This window comes from Psychrobacter immobilis, from assembly GCF_904846285.1.
Classification (GTDB): Bacteria; Pseudomonadota; Gammaproteobacteria; order Pseudomonadales; family Moraxellaceae; genus Psychrobacter; species Psychrobacter immobilis_D.
Genome location: NZ_CAJHAD010000008.1, coordinates 1 through 25,901 on the forward strand (window position 1 = coordinate 1; position 25,901 = coordinate 25,901).

Consider the following 25,901-nt stretch of genomic DNA (forward strand, 5'->3'; position numbering starts at 1 on the left):
TGGCACGAAATTATAAATCTATGCTATATCTGGCTTGTACTATGATCCACTGCAAACTGAATTAGGGACACGCCCTAGTTAATTTTAAACGGTTCAAATAATTACTTACCATAAAAATGGGTTAGTTTTCTCAACCATCAAAATGATGACTAAAAAACCAACCCATTTATTTAAACTTATTGCTTAGCTTAAACGCTTAATTCAACTGTAAAGAACCCTTCGCATTCATCAGCAGTTCAACCACATCATCACCACTAATGACGGTGAAGCGCTTATCAATCGCTGATTCTTCGACGCCATTGTGTTTCATACACGCGCCGCAGACCAATACGTTACCGCCTTTTTCGATAAAGGCTTCTAACAATTCGCTCGCAGGCTCAAATGGCGCACCAATATTGACGTCATCCAAGGCATTGGGTAATGCCAAATGTACCGCATCTACCATCAAAATCACGGATGCAGAGTGACCTTTCTTCAAGGCAATTCCAGCCATGGTAAAAGCTAAAGTAATTTTGCTTGGGTTTGAGTCGCTATTATCAAATAATGTTCCGACGTAATCCGTATTATTAACCATTTTATTTTCCTTATTAGACTATTTTTAATTAGCTTGTTTCTAATGAGACTATTTTTCTAACTAGATATTATTCAGTTGAGTATAAAACTCACTACTATCCTAACATTTAATATATGTATTTATATAATGTATTGTTAGTAAATAGTAGCTATAAGGTTACTTGGATGTGAAGCGTTGCTTGTGATTTACGAAAACCGTTAAGTTATTGGCCTTAAGCTTGCGGCGGCCACGGACGATCAGCATCACTGATAATCCATTCTGCCACATAGCCGCTCGGTGGTAGCTCCCAATCCGCTTGATCTAACGCTGCTAAGATACGCGAGGTTTCGATGACTTTGCCGCCTTCGGTGACGCCGGTGCGTAGTAGGGCAGAGGAGCACGGCTTGCCTTTGACCCACATCGACTGTTCGATATATATCCAGCGCTCATCGAAACCGACGATATGAGTTTTCATGGTGACTTTATCAAAAGCACGAATGCGTTTGCGATATTGGATGGTACTACCAGCGACCACCAAACCCCAACGCTGCTTGAGCAGTTGGCTGCCAAGTCCGCTCCGTACCGCAAAATCGGTACGTCCCATATCATAAAGCGTCAGCACGCGACCATTATTCATCTCCAAGAAATTATCAATGTCCGTCAAACGACAGCGAAAGGTAATCTCACTGGTATCTTTAAACGTTAAGGTATTGCCCTTTTTTACTTGTAGCGCGGCGTGGGCGATGGTGCTGGCATAACGGATAAATGGATACATGGCGCAATCTCAAAGGAGTAAGGTTTAAAGTTAGAATAATATAGTTAGGGTTTAGTAGATTAGCAAATGTCATTATCAAGAGCTAGACGCGACGCCAATAGACTCGAAATAAGCACTGACGGTTTCGGGTAACCAATTGATATCAAATCTTGATTTTTTATAAAGATGAGGAGATTTGTCTTTATCAGCGTTATAACGAATAAAGCCCACGTGCCCGCCATGCTCAGTGTTTAAAATAGTGACGCTGTCAGAGACATCGTTTGGCGTAGCGGTAAAGCCAAGGAAAGGATCGTCTTTGGCGCTAATTAATAATAAAGGTTTGGTCACTTTTATCAAATAAGGCAATGCCGATGAGGAGTGATAATAATGATTGTTAGAGCGATAGCCGTGGCGCGGCGCGGTAAAGATATCATCAAAATCGCTGATACGATTGACCGCTTTAATAGAGTCGATCTCATCCTTGGTAATGTCATTCGCCAACGCTTTTTTGATAATGGGATTAAGCAGATACGGCGTATAAATACGATGACTCAAAAAGCTGTGCATACTAAGCGCCGCGGACGACATATCGACAGGTGCTGAAATCACCGCCGCGCCATCACATAGCGCTTTATCGCCATATTCACCCATATATTTCGCCAGTGCATTGCCACCTAGCGACACACCTACCGCATAGATATGGGCGTAATTTTCGCGCAAATTCTCTAGCATATGATGCAACTCGCCAGTGTCACCGGCGTTATAAAACACACGACCGCTGGCAGGAATACCGCCGCAGCTGCGAAAGTGCGCCACCACAAAGTGCCAGCCTTGCGCATGCATCTGATACGCCAAAGCACGGGCGTAATGACTGTCACTACTGCCTTCCATACCGTGAAATAGCACGATTAATGGCGTTTGCTCAAGCTCGCCATTATCTGCTGCTTTTATAGACTGGGCGTCTATAGGATGGGCGTCATAAAAGTCATAGGCAATATCACTTTCATCCAAGGAGTCTTTTTCGACCACACGGCGATAAGTCGGCGTTTTTGGGGCAAAAAATTTCGGTAAAATGCTTTGTAGGTGTGGATTACTCAGCCAAAAGGGCGGTTTAAAAGAGGTAGGTGAAAAGGTTTTATGTGCTTTCGATGTTGGCATAAAGGTTTCTTATTTAATGGTTATATGAATTATCGTTAAAATCGTCTTTAACAATCAATGCCTTATCATACCGACGGACGTGGTCAAAACCAATGCTTTTCAGTGAACGCTCAGTGAACGCATGGTTACTCAAATCAATACTACTAAAAACCATGTTATTCAAAACAATGCTACTAAAAATAGCATGTTAGAAACAGAGAATTAAAAATACTTATTTCTTACGAATTATCTAAGACGCGCCCATCCATCGCCAGCCGTTCTTTTAAACGATCTATATCTGCTTCAGCAAGCGTCACGGTCAATGTCACTTGTTTACTATAATTCACGTCATCGATACGACCATGTAAACTTTCGACCACGTAGCGACATTGCGCTTCAGTGGCAAACTCAGCGAGTATTTGCACTTGCGCCATTGGTACATAGGGTAGAAGAACCATTTCATCGACGGCAGCCTGCGCTGAGCCAGCATAAGCGCGAGTCAAGCCGCCCGCACCGAGCTTGATACCGCCAAAATAACGCACCACAATGATAATGACGTTACCGATGGATTTATGCTGTAAGACATTTAATATCGGTCGTCCTGCCGTACCATTCGGTTCGCCATCGTCGTCAAAGCCAGCACTGGTGGTATTGTTGGGATCACCAATGATATACGCCCAACAATGATGGCGCGCATCGGTATATTGCTGACGTAGTTGTTCCACGTGAAACATGGCTTGCTCACGCGAGGTCACCGGATAAGCATAGGCAATAAACTCAGATTTTTTAATTTCTAAGCGTGTGGTCACAGCATGTTTTAGCGTTTGATAGCTCATATTTCATCAGGTCTAGGTTGGATATGGTAAACTTACTTAACTTTCACTGTCGTCCGTATTTGGCGCAGTGTTCATTTAATTTTTTATTATAGTACCACTTCTTATCAGTGAAGATAGCGCACAAGCTCAGTATGACTGCTTGTGTCGTTAGACGCTAAGGTAGAGTAGGTATCATAAAATGGATGGTAGTAAATAGTATGCGTCTAGATAAATTTCTGAGTAAAGCCACTGAGCTGTCGCGCAAAGAATCAAAAAAGATTCTGCACGCCGGTGAAGTAACGTTAAATGATACTGTGGTCAAGGATCCAGGGCTGCACGTCGATATCGTCAACGATGAGGTAATGTGGGCAGGCGAGCCGTTGTCAGTTGCTGCTGGTAATCGCTATATTCTGCTGCATAAGCCTGAAGGCTTTGAATGTACCTTAAAAGTCAAAGAACACCCTATCGTTACTGAGCTGATTGCCGTACCAGAGCTTGGTAGTTTACGTATTGCAGGTCGCCTCGATGTCGATACCACGGGTGCGTTGCTTATCAGTGATGATGGCAAATGGTTGCACCGTGTCACCAGCCCTAAACATGAGCATGCCAAGATTTATGAGCTGACCTTAGCTGAGGCGATGGATAGCGACGCGCAAGCCAATGCTGTTAAAGAAGTGGCCGAAGGTATCTTGTTAGAAGGCGAGCACGAAGAAACCAAGCCTGCCATTCTTGAATTCATCGATGAAACCCATGCGCGTTTAACCTTAGAGCAGGGTAAATATCATCAAGTCAAACGTATGATGGGCTACTTTGGCAATCGAGTGACTGAGCTGCACCGCGCCAGTATTGGCCATATCACTTTAGACGGTTTGGATAAAGGCGACAGTCGTTTCCTAACACCAGAAGAAGTGGCTAAGTTCTAAACTTAAGCTGTGCTAAATCCTAAGATGAGCCATTAAAATATTTTCCAAAATGAGCAGCCACTGCAAAGTGTGCTGCTTTTTGCTGCCTACTTTTTATATTTATTATCTCTGCCAACTGTCTGTGTTGCCTATCTCTTAAAGCTCAGTAGCAGTTTTGCAAAATTAAGCCTTTAATACTTTGCAAAAACTGCCCTTGTGCTAAAGTCAGCCTATCTTTTTTTAATCTATATTTTTACATAATATAGTTATCTTTATTAATTGTGGTTACCTTTAAATTCTTACCGTGAATAGTTGCTGTTTTTTAAAAAATAGCATTTAACAGGAATGATTTTAATGGTAATAGCTATTAAAAACCAATAGGACTGTCTTTGTGAAATTCCCTATATTAAAATCTGCCAGCTTAATCAGTGCCATATTATTGACCTCCACTGCTTGTGCGCAGCAAAGTACTACTGACGCTATCAAAAAAAACAGCAACCAAGCGCCGCAAACTATTGAAACTATTCAAGGCACCCAAGCTACTGGCAGTATCAGTAAAGCGGTCGATAGTCAATTACGTCAACTGCTGAGCCAAGCCGGTATCAAAACCCAAATCACCTCTATCGTACCGTCTAAACTACCCAATATGTATCAGGTTAATCTAGCAGGACAGCCGCCGCTGCATATTACCGCAGATGGCAAATATGTCATCCAAGGGGAGCTACAAAAGAATCCAAGCAAACGCGTAGTGACTAAAACCCCAGCACGTAGCAGCAGCGCACAAGTTGGCAAACCCGTTAGCGCCAGTGTCAAATCTGACATCCTAGCTAATATGAGCGCGCTAAAAAACATGAGTGCCAAAATACCGTTCTTCTATACTGCGGTGCCGGGTGTCATTTGGGGAGCCACCTTAGAAGGCGTGCCTTTTTTATTGTCAGATGATGGGCAGTATATTACCGACGGCGAGATATCAGTGATTGAAAACGGTCAGTTTATCGGGCTTGATGGCAACTTTGAGCGCCTTAAAAACCAATCCGTATTTGCAACTTTGGACGAAAGCCAGCTGATTAATTACCCCGCAACTGGCACTGAAAAAGCAATTATATATGTCGCCACCGATGTTAATTGCCCGTATTGCCGCCGCTTGCATCAACAACTGCCCATGCTCAATGCAAAGGGCGTGACGGTCAAAACCATTGGCTATCCGATCTATGAAGAGTCGCCTGAGCAAATGCGCGCTATCTGGTGTCAGGGCAATGAAGATAGCCGTCGCAAGGCATTAGATAAAGCCATGCTACAAGGTAAAATGACGCCTGCACCAGCAAGCTGTAAGGTCAACCATATAACGCCCAATCGCGAAAAAGCGGCAGGACTTGCGGTGATGGCAACGCCGGCTATTTACCGTGAAGATGGTGTCCTTTTTCAAGCAAGCTTTGAGAGCCCTGAGTTTTTAGAGTTCTTGGGCGTGGAGTAAGTTGTTTAGTATGCTATAGCATGGAAAATAACCAATAAAAAACCACCGTATGACTATATTCATGTGGTGGTTTTTTTATGCGCTTAACGATTGGCTCTAGCTAATTTATTGTGGCAACGTTTATTATGAGAACGTCTATTGCGGTAAAATGATATCGACGATTTTCCAATTTATCAAACCATCTCGCTGCATTTTGATCGTGAGCGGGTAGCCTTTAACCTGACCGCTAATGTCAAAGCAATTAATACCGCAATAGCCCAAATTTGGCTTATCGCTATCTGTTCCTTGCGCCGCTTGTTGTTCAAGTTCTGCCGCTTGTTTATCTATAATTTGCTGCATTTGATTTTTAACCACGGCATTGATATCACCGCGCTGAATAATTAGGCTTTGAATCAAGTTCTTTAAATCGACTTGATTACTGGCAATTGCCCATGCAGCGGCAAGCTCTTTGGTCGCGGTGTTGGCTTGACCTTGGGTATTAATCAGTTTTTCGATATTTTGCGGCGTAATCGCACCACCGACCGCTTGAATGATAAAACCGTTGGCCGCCTCGGTTAATGGCGCGCCGCCAAGTTCGGCAACCAATGGGTATTTGGTCATGGTCACTGCAAACTGGCTGGTCAGCTGATTTTGGATACTGGGGCGCACTTGCTCATAATCAATCGCTGCTGCGATAGTCGCACCATCTTTGGCGTCATAGGCATTTTTAAGCTGATAGGCGCTGTAGTAAGGCGAGCCGCCATAGATTGCGATGGCAATCACTATAAATAAAACAATCAGCTTTTTCATAAAAATTACTACCTTATTGCAAACCTAGTGGCTAAAAATCTCAAAAATAGGATTTAAAACCCCATCAATATGGCGCTAAATACTAGCATGGTCAGCCTTTATAAAGGTATAAAAACCTTTATTGAATTCTTAATAAAATCTTTTTTAAGTGCTTAAATGCCATATGTGAGAATTTTGACTGCCAAGCGCTTGATAAATCATATTGCCATCTCCATAAATAGCGCAAACTTTTAATAATTGATTTGGCTAAGCAGCATCCCGCCGTACTCGCTTGTAAGATTCATAAATCATCCTTTTTGCCTGCGCCTATTTCGCTGTGTTTCATGTGAAACCTTTTAATGCGAATATAAGTAGCAGTATAAGTAGGATGATTGACTCGGGTTGATGAATCGACCGACCGGTGGACTGTGAAGACGATAGGAGAGCCCATGAGTAAGCGCGATTTTTATGAGATATTAGGTGTCAGTAAGACTGTAGACACCAAAGAAATCAAGCGAGCTTACCGCAAGCTTGCTATGAAATACCATCCGGACCGTAACTCTGATGACCCTGATGCCGAAGAGAAGTTCAAAGAAGCGTCGATGGCTTATGAGGTATTGAGTAACGAAGAAAAACGTTCAGCTTATGATCGTATGGGTCATGCTGCCTTTGAGAACGGCATGGGCGGTGGCGGTTTCGGCGGAGGTGGTGGTAATTTCCAAGATATATTTGGCGATATTTTCGGCAACTTTGGCGATATCTTTGGTCAGTCGCGTGGCGGCGGTGGACGTTCGCGCCGTGGCTCAGATTTGCGTTATGTGATTGAGCTGACCCTAGAAGAAGCGGTGCGCGGCTGTAAAAAAGAAATCAGCTTTACCGCTCCTGCGCCTTGCGATACCTGTGATGGTAAAGGCGCAAAAAATGCTTCTGATATCGTGACTTGTCAGATGTGCCATGGTCAGGGTCAAGTGCGTATGCAGCAAGGATTTTTTGCCGTGCAGCAAGCGTGTCCACAGTGCGGCGGCTCTGGTAAACAGATTAAAAACCCTTGTCCTGATTGTCATGGTAATGGCGTCAAAGACAAATCACGCACGCTTGAAGTATCTATTCCAGCAGGCGTTGATGATGGTGACCGCGTACGCCTCGCAGGTGAAGGCGAAGCAGGCGGTGCCGGCGTACAAAACGGTGATTTATACGTCGAAGTACGCGTCAAACCGCATGATGTCTTTACCCGTCAAGGTGCTGACCTTTATATGGACGTGCCAGTTAGTATCACCGATGCGGCGCTCGGTAAAGAAGTTGAAATCCCAACCTTAGATGGCAAAGTGAAAATAAAGGTTGCCGAAGGTACGCAAAGTGGTAAATTGTTGCGTGTACGCGGTAAAGGGGTGACGCCAGTACGCACGACCATGAAAGGTGATTTAATTTGCCGTGTGGTCATCGAGACGCCAGTGAATCTGACTCGTGAGCAAAAAGACTTGTTACGTCAATTCCAAGACACACTTGATGGCGACAGCAAACATCAACAATCACCCCATAAAAAGTCATTCTTTAAGAAGATTGGCGATTTATTTGATTAATCCTATTTATTGCTCAGAAGTTATATTCAAATCATGTAGCTAAAATAAGTATCTCAAATAAATATTTAAGCTAGCCCAAAAGTTTCATGTGAAACCTTTGGGCTTTTTATCGGCTGTATAAAAAGCCACATATGCAGCGATATTTGCTAAACTTATGATAAATATATTATGCAAAAACTCTCTTATTAAAAATAAAATATTTAGGATAAAGATATGAGTCAGCAAGAAAATAAAAAAACCATTAACGTTGGTGTTATCGGTGCCGGTGGGCGTATGGGTCGTATGCTTATCGAAGCCGTACAGGACAACCCACAAACAACGCTGAACGCTGCGATTGAACGTCAAGGTTCAAGTCTTGTCGGTGCTGATGCTGGCGAAGTTGCAGCAATTGGTCGTCTAGATGTGCAGATTGTCGATGATTTAAAAGCAGTCATTAATGACATCGATGTGCTGATTGATTTTAGCTTACCTGATGCCACTGAACAAAATATGCAAATCTGCGCAGCAAATAATGTTGCGATGGTGATTGGCACCACAGGCTTTAATGAGCAACAAGAGAAAGTATTAAAAGAAGCAAGTAAGCAAATCGCTATCGTTTATGCGGGTAATTATTCAACAGGCGTTAATCTATCATTAAAATTACTAGCGATGGCAGCAAAAGCCTTTGGTACCGATGCCGATGTAGAAGTCATCGAAGCCCATCATAAGCATAAAATCGATGCGCCATCGGGCACGGCTTATATGATGGCAGAAGCCGTCGCAGAAGCGCGCGGACAGAACCTAAAAGACGTCGCTGTCTATGGCCGCGAAGGGCAAACAGGCGAGCGCGAAGCGGGCAGCATTGGTATTCATGCGATACGCGGCGGTGAAATCATCGGCGATCATACCGTGATGTTTATTGCCGACGGTGAAGTGGTTGAAATTACCCACCGTGCGCGTGCGCGTATGACCTTTGCTTCTGGAGCGGTACGTGCGGCAACTTGGGTAATTAAACAAGAAGTTGGTCAATATAATATGCAGGATGTCTTAGGTTTAAATGACTAAAACTTAAAGGATTAAGGTTTTTGGCTTATGGTTTGGCAGCCGTTACTTATTGATAAAGCAGAATGACTGCTAGGATTCATACATGAATAAGTTTAGCGAACATCTAATAACACGTTTTGGTCGCATACTGGCTATGATAAAAGCTACCAAAACCACAAGTTATACGCGTCCTATAGTATTTACGTTAGGCTTGACGGTATTGCCGATAGTCGTACAAGCCACGGTTTATCAAACCTATGTCATTCATACCTATGGTGGCGAGAGCTTATTACCAGCGGTGCGTCAGGAGTTAAATAATAGTCGCGATGGCGGCACGTTGTCTAGCTATCAAGATAAATTAGTATTACGTACCACGGCTGCTAATTATCAAAAAGTAAAGCAGTTACTCAATCAGATTGATGCTCAACCGCAGGCGTTGACCGTTGCTGTGCGTGTCGGTAATACTAGTCAATCCCAAGGTAATATCCAGCAAGGTCGGATTGTTATTAGCAATCGCGGTATTCAAGGTGCAGGGATGATTAACCAGCGTAATAGCCAGCATCAAGGTCATAATCTATATCAAGTACAAACGTTGTCTGGCAGTGCAGCCAGTATCAGCACTGGCACGCTTTACTCATTAAACCAAAGCTATATTGCCAATAGCTATCCGACGTATCATGGCCCAGCGGGGCAGATTGTTATTCAGCAGCAAGTATTACTACCAACGACGCAAGGGATTGCGGTAACGCCAAAGTTATTGCCAAACGGACAGGTCGAAGTAACGCTCACCCAAGTAGAAGAGCAGCTCGTGCGCGCTAATCCTTCTGATAATCGCCATGCTTATAATAATAACAGTAGCGTACAAGGGCAAAGATTGAATAGCACCATCATCGTACCACGCGGACAGTGGGTGACTATCGGACAAATCTCACAAAACAATCAAAGTAAAAACTCAGGCTATGGCAGTAATAGGGCGCTAAATAGCAACAATAATGTGCCTATTTCATTATTGGTACAGTAGCTGGTACTTATTAACGCCCCATCACTGGATATATTAAAATAGACGTAAAAAAGCGCAGTACTGTGATAAGCAGTACCGCGCTTTTTTATTGATATTGATTGGTTAAAAATTAATCAATATAAACCACCTCTAACGGCGGAAAACCATTAAATTCGACAGACGAATACGAGTTGGTATAAGCACCAGTCGTTAACCAATAGATCTTATCGCCAATTTCTAACTCTTCTGGCAACTGATAACCGGCTTCTTCATACATGATATCGGTTGAATCACAAGTTGGACCTGCCAATACGACGGTGCCTTCGCTTGTCGACGTTTCCATTTTAGGCGTATAAACAGGATATTTGATGGCTTCACCCAAAGTCTCAATCAAGCCTTGGAATAAGCCCACATCGGTATAGACCCAGCGCGTCAAATCCGTATCTGATTTACGCGAAATAAGTACCACATCGCTGACCAATACACCGGAGCCGCCAACCAATGAACGACCTGGCTCAAGAATAATCTCAGGCATTTCATCTTCATTATAGTCATCGGTCAGATAACGGGTAATCTCTTCTGCATAAACTTTGACCGGATTGACTTCGCTGATATAGTTCGCCGGAAAGCCGCCGCCTAAATTAATCATTTGTAGCTTAATGCCTTCCTCATTTTTCATCCAGTCAAACATATATTTGACCTTAGCGAGCGCATCATCCCAAGCAGCCACGTCTTTTTGCTGACTACCGACGTGGAACGAGATACCATAAGGTACCAAGCCCAATTCGCGCGCTTGAATCAACAAGTCAATCGCCATATTTGGATGGCAACCAAATTTACGTGATAGCGGCCATTCAGCGGTTTCAGAGCCTTGTACTAAAATACGTACAAATATTTTTGAACCAGGCGCGTGCTTAGCGATATTTTTTAAATCCGCTTCAGAATCGGTTGCGTACAAATCAATCCCTTTTTCAAAGGCATATTTGACATGCTGCGCTTTTTTAATGGTGTTGCCATAAGAGATACGTGATGGCTCAACGCCGCAATCAAGCACCCGATCCAGCTCATAGATTGACGCACAGTCAAAGTTTGACCCAAGCTCAGCCAGTAAGTTAATGACTTCAACCGCAGGGCTTGCCTTCATAGCATAATGGATTTTTGCCTTTGGAAAAAAACCAACCATTTCCGCATATTTTGCTTTAATGCGGCTCAAGTCGACCACCAAAAATGGCGTGTCGCGACCTTCGGCAGCTTTGGTGAACTTCTGCCAGCCGGCAGGGTCAAAATATTGGTCAATTTTGATCATGGTCATGGTAGGAAACCTTTAATGAAGACACTAGATGTCAGAGAATAAAAATATTGGAAAGTATAAAGCCAATACCATCGTCGTTATAAAACCATCATCGTAATTATTGCTGCTTATATCGTACTTATTGCCGCGGCTAAAATTAAGCGGCAAGCATAAATTCTTAACGAACGATATTTCTTACTAATAATTAAATGACGAAAAATACGGCTTAAAAAATAAATGAATGAATCAATTAAGAGTTGGTAGTTTGCGGCTGTTTATCGTGTATCTCTTCGCCTTGCTTCTCACGTATTTTAAGCACCTTACGCACTTTATCGCGCGCACGCGTTTGTTTAAGACGCGATAAATAATCGACAAAAATGACGCCGTTTAAATGATCCATTTCATGTTGGATACAAACAGCAAGTAAACCTTCTACTTCTTCATCAATCTTGTTGCCATTCTCGTCTAAGGCTTCGATACGCACTTTACTTGGACGCTCAACCTTATCATAGACTTCAGGTACCGATAAACAACCCTCTTCGTACGGCTGCTTTTCTTCTACCAACGGCGTGACCTTAGGATTAATAAAAACCCTTGGGCTATCTTTATCTTCCGATAAATCCATGACGATAAGCTGGATATGGCGATCAACTTGGCTCGCTGCTAACCCAATACCTTGGGCATCATACATGGTCTCAATCATATCGGCGATTAAGGTTTTGATTTCAGCCGTGACTTCCTTGACAGGCTTAGCAATCGTGCGTAAGCGCGGGTCAGGATAGCTTAAAATAGGGAGTAACGCCATAAGGCTCACCTCAATGATAAAGATAAAATAGGTCTGATATTATAAGATAAATGGGGACAAAAGTAATGCTTATCAATACATGAGGTTCTTTATCCTTATTTAATAACATAAGCAAGACTTATGATTAATAATTAAGACAGAAAAATGGTATCAATAAAAAAAGCCTTGCATTGAGCAAGACCTTTTTATATTTCTTTAATTAGATTAAACGCTATGAGTGGTATGCATCAATTATATACGGCGTTTACTCATAATCATCTCATAGATAAATAGTAAGATAATTGCACCGATTACTGAGAATATTAGACCAGTAAAGCCGCCATCAGCATTGATACCGATTAAGCCTGCGACAAAACCACCTAGCATCGCACCAACGATACCCAAAACGATGGTCATAATCCAACCCATAGGGTCGTTACCCGGCTTAATAGCACGAGCCAATAAACCTGCGACCAAACCTACGATAATCATCCAAATAAAGCTCATTGTTATTCTCCTAATAGGGTTTAATTTATACTGTTATTTATAATATGTTACTTATTTTGATGAATTCATTGTAATCATTCCTTACTTAAAAAAGTAAGGACGAAATGTTATCTGTGTACGGGCTGTGTGAGGAAAAAGCCATATTTGCTATCAAGCAGAGGAGATAGGTAAACGGTAGGTTACAAAGGTAGTAAAGTCGCTAACGCCATGGCTAATTGAGAAGATAAAATTTGAAAATTTAAGAAAAGTAATTTAGCGCATAAAAATAACGGCTGATTTGGATATGCGTTTGACTGTTAGCTTGGCTGTAGGTTCGACTGTTAGCTTGGCTATAAATTTGACTGAGAAAAAACGCCCATAAAAAAGCGTGGTTCGTTTAACGGAACCACGCTTTTAAGATAGAAATACTTCAATGCTTTTAGTTTTTTAGCAGCATTTTATTGGTTACGCAGCGCAGTTAATAGACGCTGATGAATCCCTTCAAAGCCGCCATTCGACATAATGACAATAGCATCGCCAGATTTGGCATAGGTAATAATATGTTCAATAATCGCCTCGGTACTAGAAAGTACCTGCTGACTTGCGATATTCGGGTTTTTAGCCTTGGCATTATCGATGACGTCCTTTAGACCCCATTCAAGTCCTGTTGGCTCATACCATAAAGTATGGTCGGCAAGGGCAGCGGACTCAGCCAAGCTGTCTTGATGAATACCCATTTTCATGGTGTTGCTGCGCGGCTCGATAATCGCCCAAATGCGTCTGTTCGCCAGTTTCTTTTTGGCACCATCTAAGGTGGTGGTAATGGCGGTCGGGTGATGTGCGAAATCATCAAATACCAAGATGTTATTTACATCGCCAATCAGCTCCATACGGCGTTTGATACCAGCAAAGGCTGATAATGCCGCGCAGGCAGTTTTGACATCGACACCAACATTATAAGCAGCCGCGACCGCAACCAAAGCATTATTGACGTTATGAATGCCACTCATTGACCAATCGACGACGCCTGTTGCTTCTTTATCAGCAGTATCCGCGACAAAACTGACATTAAATTGACCGCCATCGGCGCTGATAAGCTCAGCCTGCCAGTCGCTATTGTTTTTTAACGTTTTGTCTTCTATATCGGTATTATCTGCCAACGAATCTAGAACAGCAGTTCGCCAAATCGGTGTCCAAACGCCTTTTGCCAAGGTATCTTCTAAACTAATGGTCGCCGCTGGCATGATGATTTTACCGGTGCTTGGAATCATGCGTACCATATGATGAAACTGGGTTTGGATAGCGTTTAGGTCAGCGAAGATATCGGCATGGTCAAATTCAAGGTTATTTAAAATTGCAGTACGCGGACGATAGTGAACGAACTTTGAACGCTTATCAAAAAATGCCGAATCGTATTCATCAGCCTCAATAACGAAGTAACCTGCTTTTTCTACATCGCCATCAACGGTTTTTTCAGCACCCAAGTAGCTGCTATGGGCAAAGACTTGCTGTAAGTGCGCATCAGTGGTATCGACCAATGGCACACCGCCAATCAAAAACCCTGTATCAATACCGGCATAATGTAGTATCCAAGCAAGCATGGTTGTCGTGGTGGTTTTACCATGCGTACCAGCCACAGCGATGACATGGCGAGATTGCAGCACTTGTTCAGATAAAAATTGTGGCCCTGAGGTATAGCGCAGACCGCTATCAAGCATATATTCAATGACATCCATGCCACGTTTCATCGCATTACCAACCACCACCAAATCAGGCGTCGGCTGCAAATGTTCTACCAAATAACCTTCGGCAATCGTCACGCCAGCATTTTCAAGTTGGGTCGACATCGGTGGATAGACATTGGCGTCCGAGCCTGTAACCGTATGCCCAAGCGCGCGCGCGAGTAACGCCAGCGAGCCCATAAAAGTACCACAAATACCAAGAATATGAATATGCATAGACGTTCCGTACACGCTTGAAAAAGGGAATTGAGCTTGAATGTCAGGCAACACATATTAGTGCAGCAGACAGTTCGGTAGATAGCTCAATAGACAAAGGCTCATTGTAAAGTAAACACCATAAGATGACCAATAAAAAACGCCCAGTAAGTAGGCGTTATGTAGAAACTCGATTTAGATGATTGATCTAGATGATTGATCTAGATGATTGATCTAGATGATTGATCTAGATGATTTGCGCAAAATCCTGTTTACCTGTCTGCTTAGCGACGCGACAGAGTATAGTCATCATTAGGATTTTTATCGGCATCCATCATAATCAAATGATTGTCTCTAATTTGATAGGTTTCGATGTTTTTATTCTCGTAGACAATGGTAATTTTATTGTCATCTTGGCGATAAACCCCAGATTCTAGTAAAGGCGGATTGGTCGGCTCTGCATCATTAAAAACACTGGTTTTTAGCACAGAGCCATCAGCGAATAAATTTAAAGTAATGTCGATATTGTCGCAAGAGGCGCATGGCACAATACCGCCATAATCCCCCATCAACGTTGCTTGCAAATTACTATCACTATTCACTGCAGAAATCATCGGTGAGCTTCGCGTATTGTCTTTTGCATTGGCCGCTGCAATAAGTGACTGACCTTGTTCGCCATTTGCCTCATTGACTACATCGCTACTACCATTCTCTAGAGCAGCATCACTTTGCCCATCAGTCTGCTCTAGACTATTTATCGGTGCAGTTTGCGTTGTTTTATTATTAGAAGAGGATGCGCTGTCACAGCTCATCAGTAATAAACAAAGTGGTACTGCTAACAATGGGCGCATACAGCGTCTGATAGTGGTAACCGCAAAACAGCAAGTAGGTGAGAAATTCATCATAGTATTACCAAAAAACAGTTTTTTAAATAGTGTATCTAAACCTTGCCAGTAGGAAAACTGACTGTGGCATTGGTAAAATAAAAATAATCAAAAACTAAATAGGACAAGCTTAACGGCAATAAGTAAAACGCGCGACCCAGACTTCGTTAAATTATGTGATAACTGTAAACGAGCTAATCAATAACATCGTATATAAGCATTAAAAACACTGTCTATATGCGATTAATGGGCTATGGAATCTATCGTTATTCCAATAGGGTAGATAAATCTTATAGAGATATCAAAGCGTAAAAGTGACTAAGGAGGTTTGTGGGTAGTGCTGATAGGGTGAAAATATCAAATAAATAGCTTTTATAGGATATAAAACTAAAATAACCGTCAGTGCAATTAAGCATGACGGTTATATAAGTGGTGGTTAATAATGAAGCGCAATTAAAGAAGTTAGAAAATTATTAACAGCCGTTAGAAAAATTGTTTATAAAAAAATCTAGCGAGCAGGGCGTACGATACGCCATAAAATCAGCACATGCACCACTATCAGAGTGCTAAATAAAATCAAAGATTGTTCAGGGATACTCAAGCCCATAAACGTCCAATCAATAGACGCGCACTCGCCAGAGCCTGCAAAAACTTCTTTTAAGACTTGCTGCATCGGCAGGGTGTCAAGCCAATAATCTAAGCCGGGACCACAAGAAGGCACTTGGTCAGCAGGCAAATGTTGTAGCCAAACGTGACGACCTGCGACTACAGCCGCCCAACCGATACCTGCTAAGCTCCCAAGCCATAATAGCAAACGCACCACCATTGATTTTGGATTAAACAGCGCTGCGATTAAAGCAAAGCCGCCCATAATCATCAGCCCAATACGCTGAAAAATACACAGCGGGCAAGGCGAAAATCCCATATAACGCTGTAAGAAAAATAGCGCAAAACTCATGCCTATCACGGTCATTATTACTAAAAACACTTGCAGATTACGGTAAGTGGTCAGCTGTCGCATGGGGCGAATACTCTTATAAAGTGCTTATTGATAAAGGTTAAAATTGATAAATAATGAAATTAATAAACAATTAGCGGTATTGCTGTAAAAAATCCATAAAGTCTTCGGTTTCAGCTGCTTCAAGCTCCGCTTGCTGCAAGATAGATTTTTCGGCAAGTACTTCATATTTGGCTTGGGTGTTCGGGCTCAAAGTTTGCTGTAATATTGACTCACGATGCTGCTGTGCTAGAGTAAAGCCAAGCTGCCATAAGCTGCCCAAACGCTTACTATCTGAGTTAACTTGCGCTGAGATAGTCGACTCAGAATGTCCCGCTTTACCTTGCATCAAGGCAACCGCCGTCCGATATTCATTGCCACCATAGTGTGCATCAAGTAGCTCTGCCAATGGCTGCATACGGCTTAGGTGGGTGAGCATCCAGCTTTCAAGGGTTTGCTCGTCACCATTATTGATGATTTGCAAGTTCTCACGGCGACCTTCGTTGACCACGCGCTCCAAATTAACAGCCAACGCTTCTTCTTCTGCTGGCATTAGCTCTGGCGAATCACTGAGCAGGCAGTACAGTGCCATCACTTCTAAAAAACAGGCGCTAGATAAGCGAATGCCAATATCGCTATAAGGGTCGAGGTCGATAGCGCGAAACTCAACGTAAGCAATACCGCGACGCTCAAGCGCTTCGGTTGGACTCTCGCCACTTTCAGCAATTTGTTTTGGACGGATAGGGCTATAGTACTCGTTTTCTATCTGCAGAATATGATCATTGATTTGAATCGGATTGCCGTCTGCATCATCTAAGCCCAGCTTTTGAAAACTTTCATGCGGGGTTTGAATCGCACGGCGTAGCCCTTTGACATACTCGGGTAGATTGTTATACCGAATATCAAGGTGTTCTTGCACGCTATTGGTATAGCCAAGCTTACCCATGCGTAGGCTGGTTGCAGTCGGTTTATAATAGGTTGAGTCATTAAGCAGCTCAAGGTCGTGCTCGATACCTGACACAAAGCACGGGCAGACACTGGGACTGGCACCTAATAAATACAGCAACAAACTGGTCAGACGTTTAAAGTTGCGAATAAGACCCAAGTACTTATCGTTTTTAAATTCTGTTAGGGTCAAATCTTGTGCGCTTGGCGTTTGCGCTTGCCATGCATTAAATAAGTCATCACCAAAGGACAGGTTATAATGTAAACCTGCAATGGTCTGCATCCGGCGACCATAACGGATACCAAGTCCACTGCGATATAAGGTCTTTAGCTTACCAGTATTAGAGCTGCCATAATCTGCTAGCGGAATATCTTCGTCATTTGATGACAGCATACACGGCATTGATAATGGCCACATCAGCTCGCCTTCAGGCATACCTTGGTAAACCAATAAATGCAGCTGACGCAGCATGGTCAGCGTCTCTTTCGGTGAAGTCTTGGGATCAGTGATAAGTTCAAGCAAGCTTTCTGAATAGTCAGTGGTAATAAACGGATGGGTCAGCTTTGAGCCAAGTTTGGCAGGATGTGGCGTTTGTGCCAAAAACCCGTCAGGTTTAACCCGCAGGCCCTCTTTTTCGATACCGCGCAGCATGCCGCTTAAATGCTCGCTATCAAACCAGTTTGGAATTTCAAAATCGACAAAGCTGCTCGCAAAATTACTCATAATAGTCATCTGTTGTTATTAGTTATGGTCAGTCGCCACACGATTGCTGTACGACTGCAAAAAGGGGTGAGATATTCACGTCAGTTTAGCCCAAAGCCACCCTAAAAACCACGCACAATTACAAATACAGTAAGCTTCGGTTGTGGTTAAACTACGGCTGTTTCGTGGATAAAAGATAAAATAAAATTTTGCAATCAGCGCATCTTAATTAAAAAAAGCACCTACTTATCAAGTAGATGCTTTAAATTCATTATTTCATGTAAATGATTCAATACTTTAAATAAAAAACAGGCTTATGAAAATTCTAATTCAGTCTCGAAACCTTTTAGAATATGACGTGCCATGGCAAGGTTTGATTTTTGACGGTCAAGTACAAGGTATAAAAATAAGTTGTCATTACGTACCAATGGGCGTAACAAATGATACTGCTTGCTCAAGGTGATAAGAATATCTTCGATGTTCTCATTTAAACCTAACGCTTCTGCTACTTTGCGCTTAGAACGCAGCACTTCAGTATTACCAGCGGCAGCCAGTTCAAGATCGATGCCAGAGCCAAGAGTGGCCATTGCTAGACCAGATTCGCTGTCTACTAACGCTGCTGCGATAAAGCCGTCAATGTCGTTTAATGCATCAAGTGATAACTTAGCCATGAGGGTGTGCCTTAATTATTTGGGATAGGAATGGGATTGTTTTGCCGTCATTAGCCTTTGATAGCAAAATCCTTTAATAAAAAATCTTCTAACAAAAATCTTTTAATAAAAGGCTCGCAAGCAATGGCTTTGCAAAAAGTCTTTTAGGTCTCAGCTAAAATATGAGATTGATTAGTTTAGCTACTCAAAAGAAAGCGGTATTTAAGCATATTCCCATAAAAAAACAATCGTAAACCGATTAAAGCCACCTTTTACCGGATTATCGGTTAAAAACGACTTTTTTAGTTTACGATTGTATACTTAATTTTATCCCAACAGCACTATGTTGCTCGACTAGGTTGCTTCTAAAATGACGTAACTCTCTCGACCTGCTTAAAGAGAAAACGATGAACCGCAGCCGCAAGTAGTGATGGCATTTGGGTTGGTGACGATAAAGCGCGCGCCTTCTAAGCCTTCGGTATAGTCAACGGTAGAACCTTGCAGATACTGATAGCTTAGCGAATCGACGACTAAGGTCACATCCTCATTATCAAAATTGGCATCGTCTTCATTGAGCTCATTGGCAAAGTTAAAGCCATAAGAGAAGCCTGAACAGCCGCCACCCGTCACGTAGACACGCAGCATCAAGTTACTGTCACCTTCTTCTTCACGCAGGCGACGTACTTTTTTCGCCGCACTGTCGGTTAAGTTCAGCGCGGTTGGGTCAACGGGCTGACTTGAGCTTGGGTTAAATTGGTTGGCTGATTCGTTCATATCTACCTCAGTTGCTAAAATCAAATGATTTGTTTTTTATTTCTGCGAGGTCGTCTATTTATACTGGATAGGGCGACTGATGAGTAGCGGCTGATAAAGCATAGGCTACGGTAAAATATTTATATTTGGTCAAGGCATCTAGATGCTGATGTTGAGCGCTCATTTTGGCATTGCGACGTTTTTGCATTGTGGCATAGCGATTTGATGAATGGCAATGCTGCCGACGCTTAAATTTAGGCACTTAACTGCATGATGTCAATAGTGTTTTACTAGTATATCATAATTGGGGTATTGATTGATTTGTCAAGGGTGAAAGCAGCGTTTGCAACGAGATAGCTATTTTAAATCACAAACTTTTAAATCGTTCGCGCTCCATCATCATAACGAGCGGTTTTTAGCAGTATAAAGGTTTGAATTTAAAATAGTTATTTAATCGTTTGCCTATGCGGCAAGCGTTTGAAATAATAGCCGCCTGTAAACATGCCAGACGTGTGTTTTTATTGCCTTAAGTTTTATATTATTGTTGAGATGAAGAAATTATATGATCGAATTTAAAGACGTTGGTGTTCGCCGTGATGGTCGTGAGTTGTTTGCAGGGGCAAGCTTCCAGCTACATCCGGGCCATAAAGTTGGCTTGACGGGCAATAACGGCACCGGCAAATCAACCTTGTTTGCCTTATTATTGACACGCATGGGCACCGGTGATACCGAAGTGACGCTTGATAAGGGCGAAATCAGTATTCCTGATAGCTGGCATGTGGCGCACATGGCGCAAGAAGTTGGCGCGACTACACAGACCGCTATTGACTATGTGTTGAGCGGTGATGAGCAGTGGTATGAGATTAATGCGGCGTTAAATGATTTAAGCAGTGTCAGTGACGATCAGATTGGGGTATTACATCAGCAGTTTGATGAGATTGATGGTTATCGTACGCCGACCAAAGCGGCACAAATCATGGCAGGTCTTGGTTTTAATACCAACCAGCACGAGCTACCTGTAGAAGGGTTTTCAGGTGGTTGGCGTATGCGCTTAAACCTTGCTAAGACCTTGATGAGCCGTGCAGACTTGATGCTACTTGATGAACCAACCAACCATTTGGATTTGGATGCCATTCTTTGGCTTGAGACGTGGATTAACGCCTTTACTGGCTTGGTCATCGTTATCTCGCATGACCAAACGTTCTTGGACAATACTGTTGGTCATATCTTGCACGTTGAGCAACAAAAAATCACCCTTTATACCGGTAACTATCAGCAGTTTATTCGCACGCGTCATGAGCGTATGGCGCAGCAGCAACAAGCGTTTGAGAAGCAAGAAGCGACCAAAGCGCATTTAGACGACTTTATTCGTCGCTTCCGTGCAAAGGCTAGTAAAGCAAAGCAAGCACAGAGCCGTATCAAGCAGCTTGAGCGCATGGCGGAGTTGTCTCCAATGATGGCGGACAACCCATTCTCGTTCCGCTTTTATGAGCCGGCGAATATGAGCTCTCCATTGATTGAGCTGACCGATGCCGATATCGGCTATAGCGATACCCCGCTCCTTTATAATGCCAATGTACAAGTGACTCCTGATACGCGTATCGGACTGCTAGGAATGAATGGCGCGGGTAAGTCGACCTTGATTAAAGCCTTGGTCGGTGAGCTTGGGGTATTAAAGGGCAGCTATAACGTTTCAGATACGCTAAAGCTTGGATACTTTAATCAGCATCAAATGGATATCCTTGATCCTAAGGCAACTCCGATAGAGATGCTACGCCGCTTAGCAGGTAAAACGTCTGATGCAATGCTACGCTCGTTTTTGGGTAGTTTTGATTTCCGTGGCGACCGTATAGATACCATAAGCGAGCTATTCTCCGGTGGCGAGCGTGCGCGCTTAACGCTAGCGTTGATTGTTTGGCAACGTCCGAACGTGCTGGTACTCGATGAGCCAACCAACCATTTAGACCTACAAATGCGTCAGGCTTTGACCATCGCTTTGCAAGGATTTGAAGGGGCAGTGGTACTGGTATCGCATGACCGCGAGCTGATTGCCAACGTCTGTGATGAGCTGTTTTTGGTCCATGACGGTATAATCGAAGAATTCGATGGCGACATCAGCGACTATGGTAAATGGCTGGCTGAAAAACGTAAGCAAGAAAATACGCCCGATAAAAGCAATAGTAAGAAAAAGAGCAAAAAGGAAAGTAAGAAGTTTGTTTCACGTGAAACTAATGATACTGGGGTCAATCAGCAAGTGAGCAATAACGAGTCTCAACCTGTGCTTAGTAAAGATGCGCAGCGTAAATTAGCCGCTGAACAACGTAAATTAACTGCGCCTATTCGCCGCAATATTGAGAATACAGAAAAAGCGTTGGCTGATATTGATAAGAAGTTAGCGACTCTTGAGACAAAGCTTGCTGATACTGAGCTTTATGAAGAAAGCCGTAAAGCTGATTTAATGAAATTACTGAATGAGCAAACGGCGCTACAGCAGCAGCATAGCGATAGTGAAGAAAAGTTATTGCTCGCGATGACGACTCTAGAAGAAATGGAAGCCAGTGTAGGCTAGCGCGACAAGGCGCTTATCTCTCAGTTTTAATAAAAACCAAGAGATAAAAGCTAGTCATAAAAAAGGGAAGGCTTATGCCTTCCCTTTTTAGTATTTTATGTGCTTATTGCATACGATATTTACCATCACCATAAGAGAGTATCTTCATGGTAGTCGTACAAAGCTCGCAGTTTATTTGACCAGCAGCAGCTTTAGATAAATCCAGAATACGACCTTTAATAAAAGGTCCTCTATCTGTGATTTTTACAATCACGCTCTGCATTGTCTTTTTGTTGGTTACTTCTACTTTGGTCCCAAATGGTAACGTTTTATGCGCAGCGGTCAGAGAATTCATATTGAATATGCTGCCACTTGCGGTACGTTTGCCATGGAACTTACTACCATAGTAACTGGTATTGCCGGCAAAAACGGTGGTACTGAGCAGCAGCGATAAAGTGATGACTAAAGACTTGATTAAATAAGACATTTAAAACCTGTATGCTATTGATGAGATAGACAGATATTCTTGCCTATGTTATCCATACTCCCTGTGAGTACAAATAATGAAAGTATCTTACAAGAAGGAGCTTGTTATATTATTACAGGCATGTAAAAGAACTCTTAAGGTCAAAGCGCGCTATTTTTCCTAAAATTTTTAGATTTATCTATCTTAGATAACGATGCTATCTATTTAATTTTATTCATAAAATCCCCATGATGTCCTATATACATAGCTTTTATACTTATACGATGAGTAACGGGTTTAATAGTGGGTGACAGTACTGGTAATATTTATCTAACGGTACGAGCTTTTATTATTGTTATCATGATTACTAGATGATAATGGCAATCTGTTATGTCGCCGTTAAATAAACTTTCCCATCATCTCGTTTACATTGGCATAGCATTTCTTATTAACGTGCTTTTATATTGAGGAAAAATAACATGGCAGAGAAAAATTATTACGACATTTTAGGGGTCAAAAAAGACGCCACAGATGCTGACATTAAAAAGAAATATCGTAAGCTTGTGCGTCAATATCATCCTGACGTCAGTGACGCTCCCGACGCGGATAATAAAATTGCAGAAATTAACAACGCTTATGAAACCATTAGAGACAAAGACAAGCGGGCGGAATACGATGCCATGCTCAACAATCCCTTTGCCGGTCAAGCTGGTGCGGGTGGATTCGGCGAGCAATCAGCGGGCGGACAAGGTGGCTACCGCTGGGAAGATATTAAAGGTCAGTTTGGCGAAGGCGAAGCTTATGGCGATGGCGGTTTTCGCTTCGATGATATTTTTTCCACCTTTGGTCGCGGGGCAGGTGGACAATCAGGTAGTCAGTCACAGCGTGGCGGTTTTGGCGCGCAAGATAGTAAGGGTCAAGACCAGCATGCAGAAATTACGGTTGATTTGGCGTCGGTATATGACGGTGACGATTACAGCATTAAATTAAATGTGCCTACGCGTCAAGCAAATGGTAGTGTCGATTACGACAATAAAACGCTGAAAATTAAGATTCCAAAAGGCATAACCGATGGCAAACAAATTCGTCTAGCGGGACAAGGTGCAGCGGGTATTGGCGGTGGTAAAAATGGCGATTTATTTTTAAAGGTGAAGATTCGTCATGCCGATAATATCCGCATCGAAGGCGCTGACGTTTATCAAACCGTTAATATAGCGCCGTGGGAAGCAGCGCTCGGCGAAAAAATCAACGTCAGTACCCCAGCAGGGACGCTTGGCGTGACGATTCCTAGAAACAGTAAATCTGGCAGTAATCTGCGTTTAAAAGGTAAGGGCATTCCTGCTAAACAAGCGGGCGATTTATATTTAACCTTAAATATCGTTAACCCTGATATCAGCAGCGAGGCCGCTACCAAAGCTTATGAGCAGCTTAAAGAAGCTTTTGCTGACACCAGTATCAGCCGTTAACCAAAGCGATTAACAAATAGCAAAATGACGTCAAAAAGTAATGACTACAAACCCTGCAATAGAGATAAAGATCATACGATAACGATAAAATAAAAAGCAAACGAGGATAATCATGATGAAACACTCGCCTGAATTTACCGATATTATCTTGAGCTTAGATGAGCTCGTATCTGCCTGTGGTCAAGAACGCCAATGGGTCATCGAATTGATTGAAGAAAATATCATCGAATATGATGTGCCAGAGCGCCAACAATTCACTGGTTATCAATTGACCACTGTGCGCCGTGCCTCACGCCTGAGCCGCGACTTTGAAGCTAGCGTGCCGGCGATTGGTCTGATACTGGAGTTATTAGATGAGGTTGAGCAGCTACGTCAATTTAAGCGCCAGCTCGACATGCAAACACCAGTGATCGAAGTCGATGTCGATCATTTAAAGTAACTGTTTAAAACACTCGTTTGAAGCAAATGTTTAAAGCCGTTATTTAAAACCATTATTTGAAGCCACTATTTAATGCAACTATTTAAAATGACTGTTTAAATTAATGAATCACCTACTATTTAGCACAAAAAAAGGGTCTCTAGTATGAGACCCTTTATTATTTATAGAAAATACTTGAAAACAAGCTGCTTAGTTAAAAATTAACGCGCATATTTTGGATCAGCTGCGGCAGTAAACAATACGTCTGTAGAAGAGTTTAGTGCGGTCTCTGCCGAGTCTTGTATCACACCGATGATAAAGCCGATCGCCACCACTTGCATGGCAATGTCGTTTGGAATACTAAATAGGCTCGCTGCCAATGGAATCAATAGTAATGAGCCACCCGCGACGCCAGAAGCGCCGCAAGCACTAATCGTTGCTACCAAACTTAGTAGTAACGCTGACGCAAAGGTTACTTCGATACCAAGCGTATGCGCTGCCGCAAGGGTTAAGACGTTAATCGTAATTGCCGCGCCAGCCATATTAATGGTTGCGCCCAGTGGAATGGTGACCGAATAAGTGTCTTCGTGTAGACCTAATTTACGCGCAAGGTTCATATTAACCGGTATATTCGCAGCTGATGAACGGGTAAAAAATGCCGTAATACCTGACTCACGTAAGCAGGTGAATACCAAGGGAAAAGGGTTTTTGCCGGTCTTCACTAAGACAATCAGGGGATTGACGACCAAAGCGATAAATATCATACAACCAACCAGTACCATTAAGATGCGGGCATAACCTGCTAGCGCAGCAAAGCCTGTCTCAGCGACCGTATTGGCAACCAAGCCTAAAATACCAAACGGCGCTAGAGCGATGACCCATTTGACCACTTGTGAGATGGCATCAGAAAAATCACCGACTACCGTACGCGCGGTATCGCTGGCTTGACGCAAGGCGAAACCTATAATGATTGCCCAAGCCAAAATACCAATATAATTGGCTTCGGCGATAGCATTGACCGGATTGGCGACCAAATTCATCAGCAAGTTGGTCAATACTTCTTTAAGGTTCGCTGGCGGTACTTGCTCAATGGTGGCATTGACCAATATCAGATCTGTTGGGAATAAAAAGCTGGCGCCAACTGCCGTTAGGGCTGCCAAAAAAGTGCCGAACATATACATAATCAGCACGGGTTTGACATACACCTCATTGCCACTGCGATGCTGGCTAATGGCTGCCATGACCAAAATAAATACCAATATCGGCGCGACCGCCTTTAGCGCCCCGACAAATAGCGTCCCTAATAATCCTAACGCAATGCCAACATTTGGTGCCAGCCAGCCAATCAAAACACCTAATATTAAACCGATAATAATGAGCGGCACCAACCCTATACGCTGGTACATCGCAATTAATGAACGCATCTATACACCCTCGACTTAGTCAATAAATATGAGATTTTTCATAAAACCTAAAAGCAATCGAAGGATGGTAGCATTTTTTTAAGAGAAACGCCTATCTTTAACCCGTAGCTGCCTAGGGATATAGGGCTAAGAAAAAGTGCGGT

At 42.9% G+C, this 25,901-nt stretch carries 25 protein-coding genes; 8 read left to right on the forward strand and 17 right to left on the reverse strand.

The features are described 5' to 3' along the window. Positions 1–196 precede the first annotated feature (196 nt). From JMX13_RS06440 to JMX13_RS06455, 4 genes are all read right to left on the reverse strand, one after another. Complete coding sequence (locus tag JMX13_RS06440) at positions 197–574, reverse strand: DsrE family protein (protein ID WP_201611184.1); 378 nt, start codon at positions 572–574, stop codon at positions 197–199. Positions 575–785: 211 nt separating this feature from the next. Beyond that, positions 786–1,328, reverse strand: a complete 543-nt coding sequence (locus JMX13_RS06445) for an acyl-CoA thioesterase (RefSeq protein WP_201611188.1) — start codon at positions 1,326–1,328, stop codon at positions 786–788. Positions 1,329–1,403: 75 nt separating this feature from the next. Then, on the reverse strand, positions 1,404–2,465 hold the full coding sequence (locus tag JMX13_RS06450; RefSeq protein ID WP_201611190.1) for a YheT family hydrolase: 1,062 nt from the start codon (positions 2,463–2,465) through the stop codon (positions 1,404–1,406). A gap of 218 nt (positions 2,466–2,683) precedes the next feature. After that, positions 2,684–3,280, reverse strand: a complete 597-nt coding sequence (locus tag JMX13_RS06455; RefSeq protein WP_201611202.1) for a YigZ family protein — start codon at positions 3,278–3,280, stop codon at positions 2,684–2,686. A gap of 197 nt (positions 3,281–3,477) precedes the next feature. On the opposite strand from JMX13_RS06455, the gene JMX13_RS06460 reads away from it, so the two are divergent. Beyond that, positions 3,478–4,182 carry a pseudouridine synthase gene (locus tag JMX13_RS06460; protein ID WP_201611482.1) on the forward strand — a complete coding sequence of 235 codons (705 nt, stop codon included), beginning with the start codon at positions 3,478–3,480 and terminating at the stop codon, positions 4,180–4,182. 370 nt (positions 4,183–4,552) lie between these two features. Beyond that, the gene (locus JMX13_RS06465; protein WP_201611206.1) at positions 4,553–5,635 is read left to right on the forward strand and encodes a disulfide isomerase DsbC N-terminal domain-containing protein; all 1,083 of its coding nucleotides are present in this window, start codon (positions 4,553–4,555) and stop codon (positions 5,633–5,635) included. A gap of 135 nt (positions 5,636–5,770) precedes the next feature. Here the strand turns inward: JMX13_RS06465 and JMX13_RS06470 are convergent, their stop codons facing one another. Beyond that, positions 5,771–6,424: a DUF2939 domain-containing protein gene (locus JMX13_RS06470; RefSeq protein ID WP_201611211.1), complete on the reverse strand. Its 654-nt coding sequence runs from the start codon at positions 6,422–6,424 to the stop codon at positions 5,771–5,773. Positions 6,425–6,852: 428 nt separating this feature from the next. Here JMX13_RS06470 and dnaJ point away from each other — a divergent pair, with 428 nt between their 5' ends. The 3 genes from dnaJ (at position 6,853) to JMX13_RS06485 (ending at position 10,027) form a co-directional block, all read left to right on the forward strand. Beyond that, on the forward strand, positions 6,853–7,983 hold the full coding sequence (dnaJ, locus tag JMX13_RS06475) for a molecular chaperone DnaJ (RefSeq protein ID WP_201611214.1): 1,131 nt from the start codon (positions 6,853–6,855) through the stop codon (positions 7,981–7,983). 213 nt (positions 7,984–8,196) lie between these two features. Then, positions 8,197–9,027 carry a 4-hydroxy-tetrahydrodipicolinate reductase gene (gene dapB, locus JMX13_RS06480; RefSeq protein ID WP_201611216.1) on the forward strand — a complete coding sequence of 277 codons (831 nt, stop codon included), beginning with the start codon at positions 8,197–8,199 and terminating at the stop codon, positions 9,025–9,027. Between the two features lie 82 nt (positions 9,028–9,109). Further along, the gene (locus JMX13_RS06485) at positions 9,110–10,027 is read left to right on the forward strand and encodes a hypothetical protein (RefSeq protein WP_201611219.1); all 918 of its coding nucleotides are present in this window, start codon (positions 9,110–9,112) and stop codon (positions 10,025–10,027) included. Positions 10,028–10,136: 109 nt separating this feature from the next. Here the strand turns inward: JMX13_RS06485 and JMX13_RS06490 are convergent, their stop codons facing one another. The 10 genes from JMX13_RS06490 to JMX13_RS06535 all read right to left on the reverse strand — a co-directional run bounded on the left by JMX13_RS06490 (position 10,137) and on the right by JMX13_RS06535 (position 19,698). Continuing rightward, complete coding sequence (locus tag JMX13_RS06490; RefSeq protein WP_201611484.1) at positions 10,137–11,312, reverse strand: type III PLP-dependent enzyme; 1,176 nt, start codon at positions 11,310–11,312, stop codon at positions 10,137–10,139. Positions 11,313–11,547: 235 nt separating this feature from the next. After that, a complete protein-coding gene (gene def / locus JMX13_RS06495) occupies positions 11,548–12,102 on the reverse strand; it encodes a peptide deformylase (RefSeq protein ID WP_201611222.1) in 555 nt (184 codons plus the stop codon). A gap of 231 nt (positions 12,103–12,333) precedes the next feature. Then, on the reverse strand, positions 12,334–12,588 hold the full coding sequence (locus tag JMX13_RS06500) for a GlsB/YeaQ/YmgE family stress response membrane protein (RefSeq protein WP_201545128.1): 255 nt from the start codon (positions 12,586–12,588) through the stop codon (positions 12,334–12,336). Between the two features lie 437 nt (positions 12,589–13,025). Then, the gene (gene mpl, locus JMX13_RS06505) at positions 13,026–14,525 is read right to left on the reverse strand and encodes a UDP-N-acetylmuramate:L-alanyl-gamma-D-glutamyl-meso-diaminopimelate ligase (protein WP_201611224.1); all 1,500 of its coding nucleotides are present in this window, start codon (positions 14,523–14,525) and stop codon (positions 13,026–13,028) included. Between the two features lie 263 nt (positions 14,526–14,788). Next, positions 14,789–15,409: a copper resistance protein NlpE gene (locus tag JMX13_RS06510; protein ID WP_201611227.1), complete on the reverse strand. Its 621-nt coding sequence runs from the start codon at positions 15,407–15,409 to the stop codon at positions 14,789–14,791. A gap of 487 nt (positions 15,410–15,896) precedes the next feature. After that, the gene (locus JMX13_RS06515; RefSeq protein WP_201611230.1) at positions 15,897–16,409 is read right to left on the reverse strand and encodes a disulfide bond formation protein B; all 513 of its coding nucleotides are present in this window, start codon (positions 16,407–16,409) and stop codon (positions 15,897–15,899) included. Between the two features lie 70 nt (positions 16,410–16,479). After that, a complete protein-coding gene (gene gshA / locus JMX13_RS06520) occupies positions 16,480–18,063 on the reverse strand; it encodes a glutamate--cysteine ligase (protein WP_413786305.1) in 1,584 nt (527 codons plus the stop codon). A gap of 284 nt (positions 18,064–18,347) precedes the next feature. Continuing rightward, a complete protein-coding gene (locus JMX13_RS06525) occupies positions 18,348–18,704 on the reverse strand; it encodes a roadblock/LC7 domain-containing protein (protein ID WP_201545135.1) in 357 nt (118 codons plus the stop codon). 372 nt (positions 18,705–19,076) lie between these two features. Further along, positions 19,077–19,457 carry an iron-sulfur cluster insertion protein ErpA gene (erpA, locus tag JMX13_RS06530; protein WP_201611236.1) on the reverse strand — a complete coding sequence of 127 codons (381 nt, stop codon included), beginning with the start codon at positions 19,455–19,457 and terminating at the stop codon, positions 19,077–19,079. A 58-nt stretch (positions 19,458–19,515) separates the two neighbouring features. Next, positions 19,516–19,698: a hypothetical protein gene (locus JMX13_RS06535; protein ID WP_201611238.1), complete on the reverse strand. Its 183-nt coding sequence runs from the start codon at positions 19,696–19,698 to the stop codon at positions 19,516–19,518. Positions 19,699–19,998: 300 nt separating this feature from the next. Between JMX13_RS06535 and JMX13_RS06540 the strand changes: the two genes are divergently transcribed. Next, positions 19,999–22,005, forward strand: a complete 2,007-nt coding sequence (locus JMX13_RS06540) for an ATP-binding cassette domain-containing protein (RefSeq protein WP_201611248.1) — start codon at positions 19,999–20,001, stop codon at positions 22,003–22,005. A gap of 103 nt (positions 22,006–22,108) precedes the next feature. On the opposite strand, the gene JMX13_RS06545 is transcribed toward JMX13_RS06540, so the two are convergent. After that, positions 22,109–22,471, reverse strand: a complete 363-nt coding sequence (locus tag JMX13_RS06545) for a septal ring lytic transglycosylase RlpA family protein (protein ID WP_201545137.1) — start codon at positions 22,469–22,471, stop codon at positions 22,109–22,111. Between the two features lie 458 nt (positions 22,472–22,929). Here JMX13_RS06545 and JMX13_RS06550 point away from each other — a divergent pair, with 458 nt between their 5' ends. Next, complete coding sequence (locus JMX13_RS06550; RefSeq protein WP_201611255.1) at positions 22,930–23,916, forward strand: DnaJ C-terminal domain-containing protein; 987 nt, start codon at positions 22,930–22,932, stop codon at positions 23,914–23,916. Positions 23,917–24,031: 115 nt separating this feature from the next. After that, positions 24,032–24,355, forward strand: a complete 324-nt coding sequence (locus tag JMX13_RS06555; protein WP_201564015.1) for a chaperone modulator CbpM — start codon at positions 24,032–24,034, stop codon at positions 24,353–24,355. Between the two features lie 200 nt (positions 24,356–24,555). Here the strand turns inward: JMX13_RS06555 and sstT are convergent, their stop codons facing one another. Continuing rightward, entirely contained in the window at positions 24,556–25,758 is a 1,203-nt protein-coding gene (sstT, locus tag JMX13_RS06560; protein ID WP_201611257.1) for a serine/threonine transporter SstT, read from the reverse strand. Between the last annotated feature and the right edge of the window lie 143 nt (positions 25,759–25,901).

Coding starts and splice junctions, on each gene's coding strand:
- JMX13_RS06440 (WP_201611184.1), bottom strand. CDS start 574: ATGGTTAATAATACGGATTACGTCGGAACATTATTTGATAATAGCGAC.
- JMX13_RS06445 (WP_201611188.1), bottom strand. CDS start 1,328: ATGTATCCATTTATCCGTTATGCCAGCACCATCGCCCACGCCGCGCTA.
- JMX13_RS06450 (WP_201611190.1), bottom strand. CDS start 2,465: ATGCCAACATCGAAAGCACATAAAACCTTTTCACCTACCTCTTTTAAA.
- JMX13_RS06455 (WP_201611202.1), bottom strand. CDS start 3,280: ATGAGCTATCAAACGCTAAAACATGCTGTGACCACACGCTTAGAAATT.
- JMX13_RS06460 (WP_201611482.1), top strand. CDS start 3,478: ATGCGTCTAGATAAATTTCTGAGTAAAGCCACTGAGCTGTCGCGCAAA.
- JMX13_RS06470 (WP_201611211.1), bottom strand. CDS start 6,424: ATGAAAAAGCTGATTGTTTTATTTATAGTGATTGCCATCGCAATCTAT.
- dnaJ (WP_201611214.1), top strand. CDS start 6,853: ATGAGTAAGCGCGATTTTTATGAGATATTAGGTGTCAGTAAGACTGTA.
- dapB (WP_201611216.1), top strand. CDS start 8,197: ATGAGTCAGCAAGAAAATAAAAAAACCATTAACGTTGGTGTTATCGGT.
- JMX13_RS06485 (WP_201611219.1), top strand. CDS start 9,110: ATGAATAAGTTTAGCGAACATCTAATAACACGTTTTGGTCGCATACTG.
- JMX13_RS06490 (WP_201611484.1), bottom strand. CDS start 11,312: ATGATCAAAATTGACCAATATTTTGACCCTGCCGGCTGGCAGAAGTTC.
- def (WP_201611222.1), bottom strand. CDS start 12,102: ATGGCGTTACTCCCTATTTTAAGCTATCCTGACCCGCGCTTACGCACG.
- JMX13_RS06500 (WP_201545128.1), bottom strand. CDS start 12,588: ATGAGCTTTATTTGGATGATTATCGTAGGTTTGGTCGCAGGTTTATTG.
- mpl (WP_201611224.1), bottom strand. CDS start 14,525: ATGCATATTCATATTCTTGGTATTTGTGGTACTTTTATGGGCTCGCTG.
- JMX13_RS06510 (WP_201611227.1), bottom strand. CDS start 15,409: ATGATGAATTTCTCACCTACTTGCTGTTTTGCGGTTACCACTATCAGA.
- JMX13_RS06515 (WP_201611230.1), bottom strand. CDS start 16,409: ATGCGACAGCTGACCACTTACCGTAATCTGCAAGTGTTTTTAGTAATA.
- gshA (WP_413786305.1), bottom strand. CDS start 18,063: ATGACTATTATGAGTAATTTTGCGAGCAGCTTTGTCGATTTTGAAATT.
- JMX13_RS06525 (WP_201545135.1), bottom strand. CDS start 18,704: ATGGCTAAGTTATCACTTGATGCATTAAACGACATTGACGGCTTTATC.
- erpA (WP_201611236.1), bottom strand. CDS start 19,457: ATGAACGAATCAGCCAACCAATTTAACCCAAGCTCAAGTCAGCCCGTT.
- JMX13_RS06540 (WP_201611248.1), top strand. CDS start 19,999: ATGATCGAATTTAAAGACGTTGGTGTTCGCCGTGATGGTCGTGAGTTG.
- JMX13_RS06545 (WP_201545137.1), bottom strand. CDS start 22,471: ATGTCTTATTTAATCAAGTCTTTAGTCATCACTTTATCGCTGCTGCTC.
- JMX13_RS06550 (WP_201611255.1), top strand. CDS start 22,930: ATGGCAGAGAAAAATTATTACGACATTTTAGGGGTCAAAAAAGACGCC.
- JMX13_RS06555 (WP_201564015.1), top strand. CDS start 24,032: ATGAAACACTCGCCTGAATTTACCGATATTATCTTGAGCTTAGATGAG.
- sstT (WP_201611257.1), bottom strand. CDS start 25,758: ATGCGTTCATTAATTGCGATGTACCAGCGTATAGGGTTGGTGCCGCTC.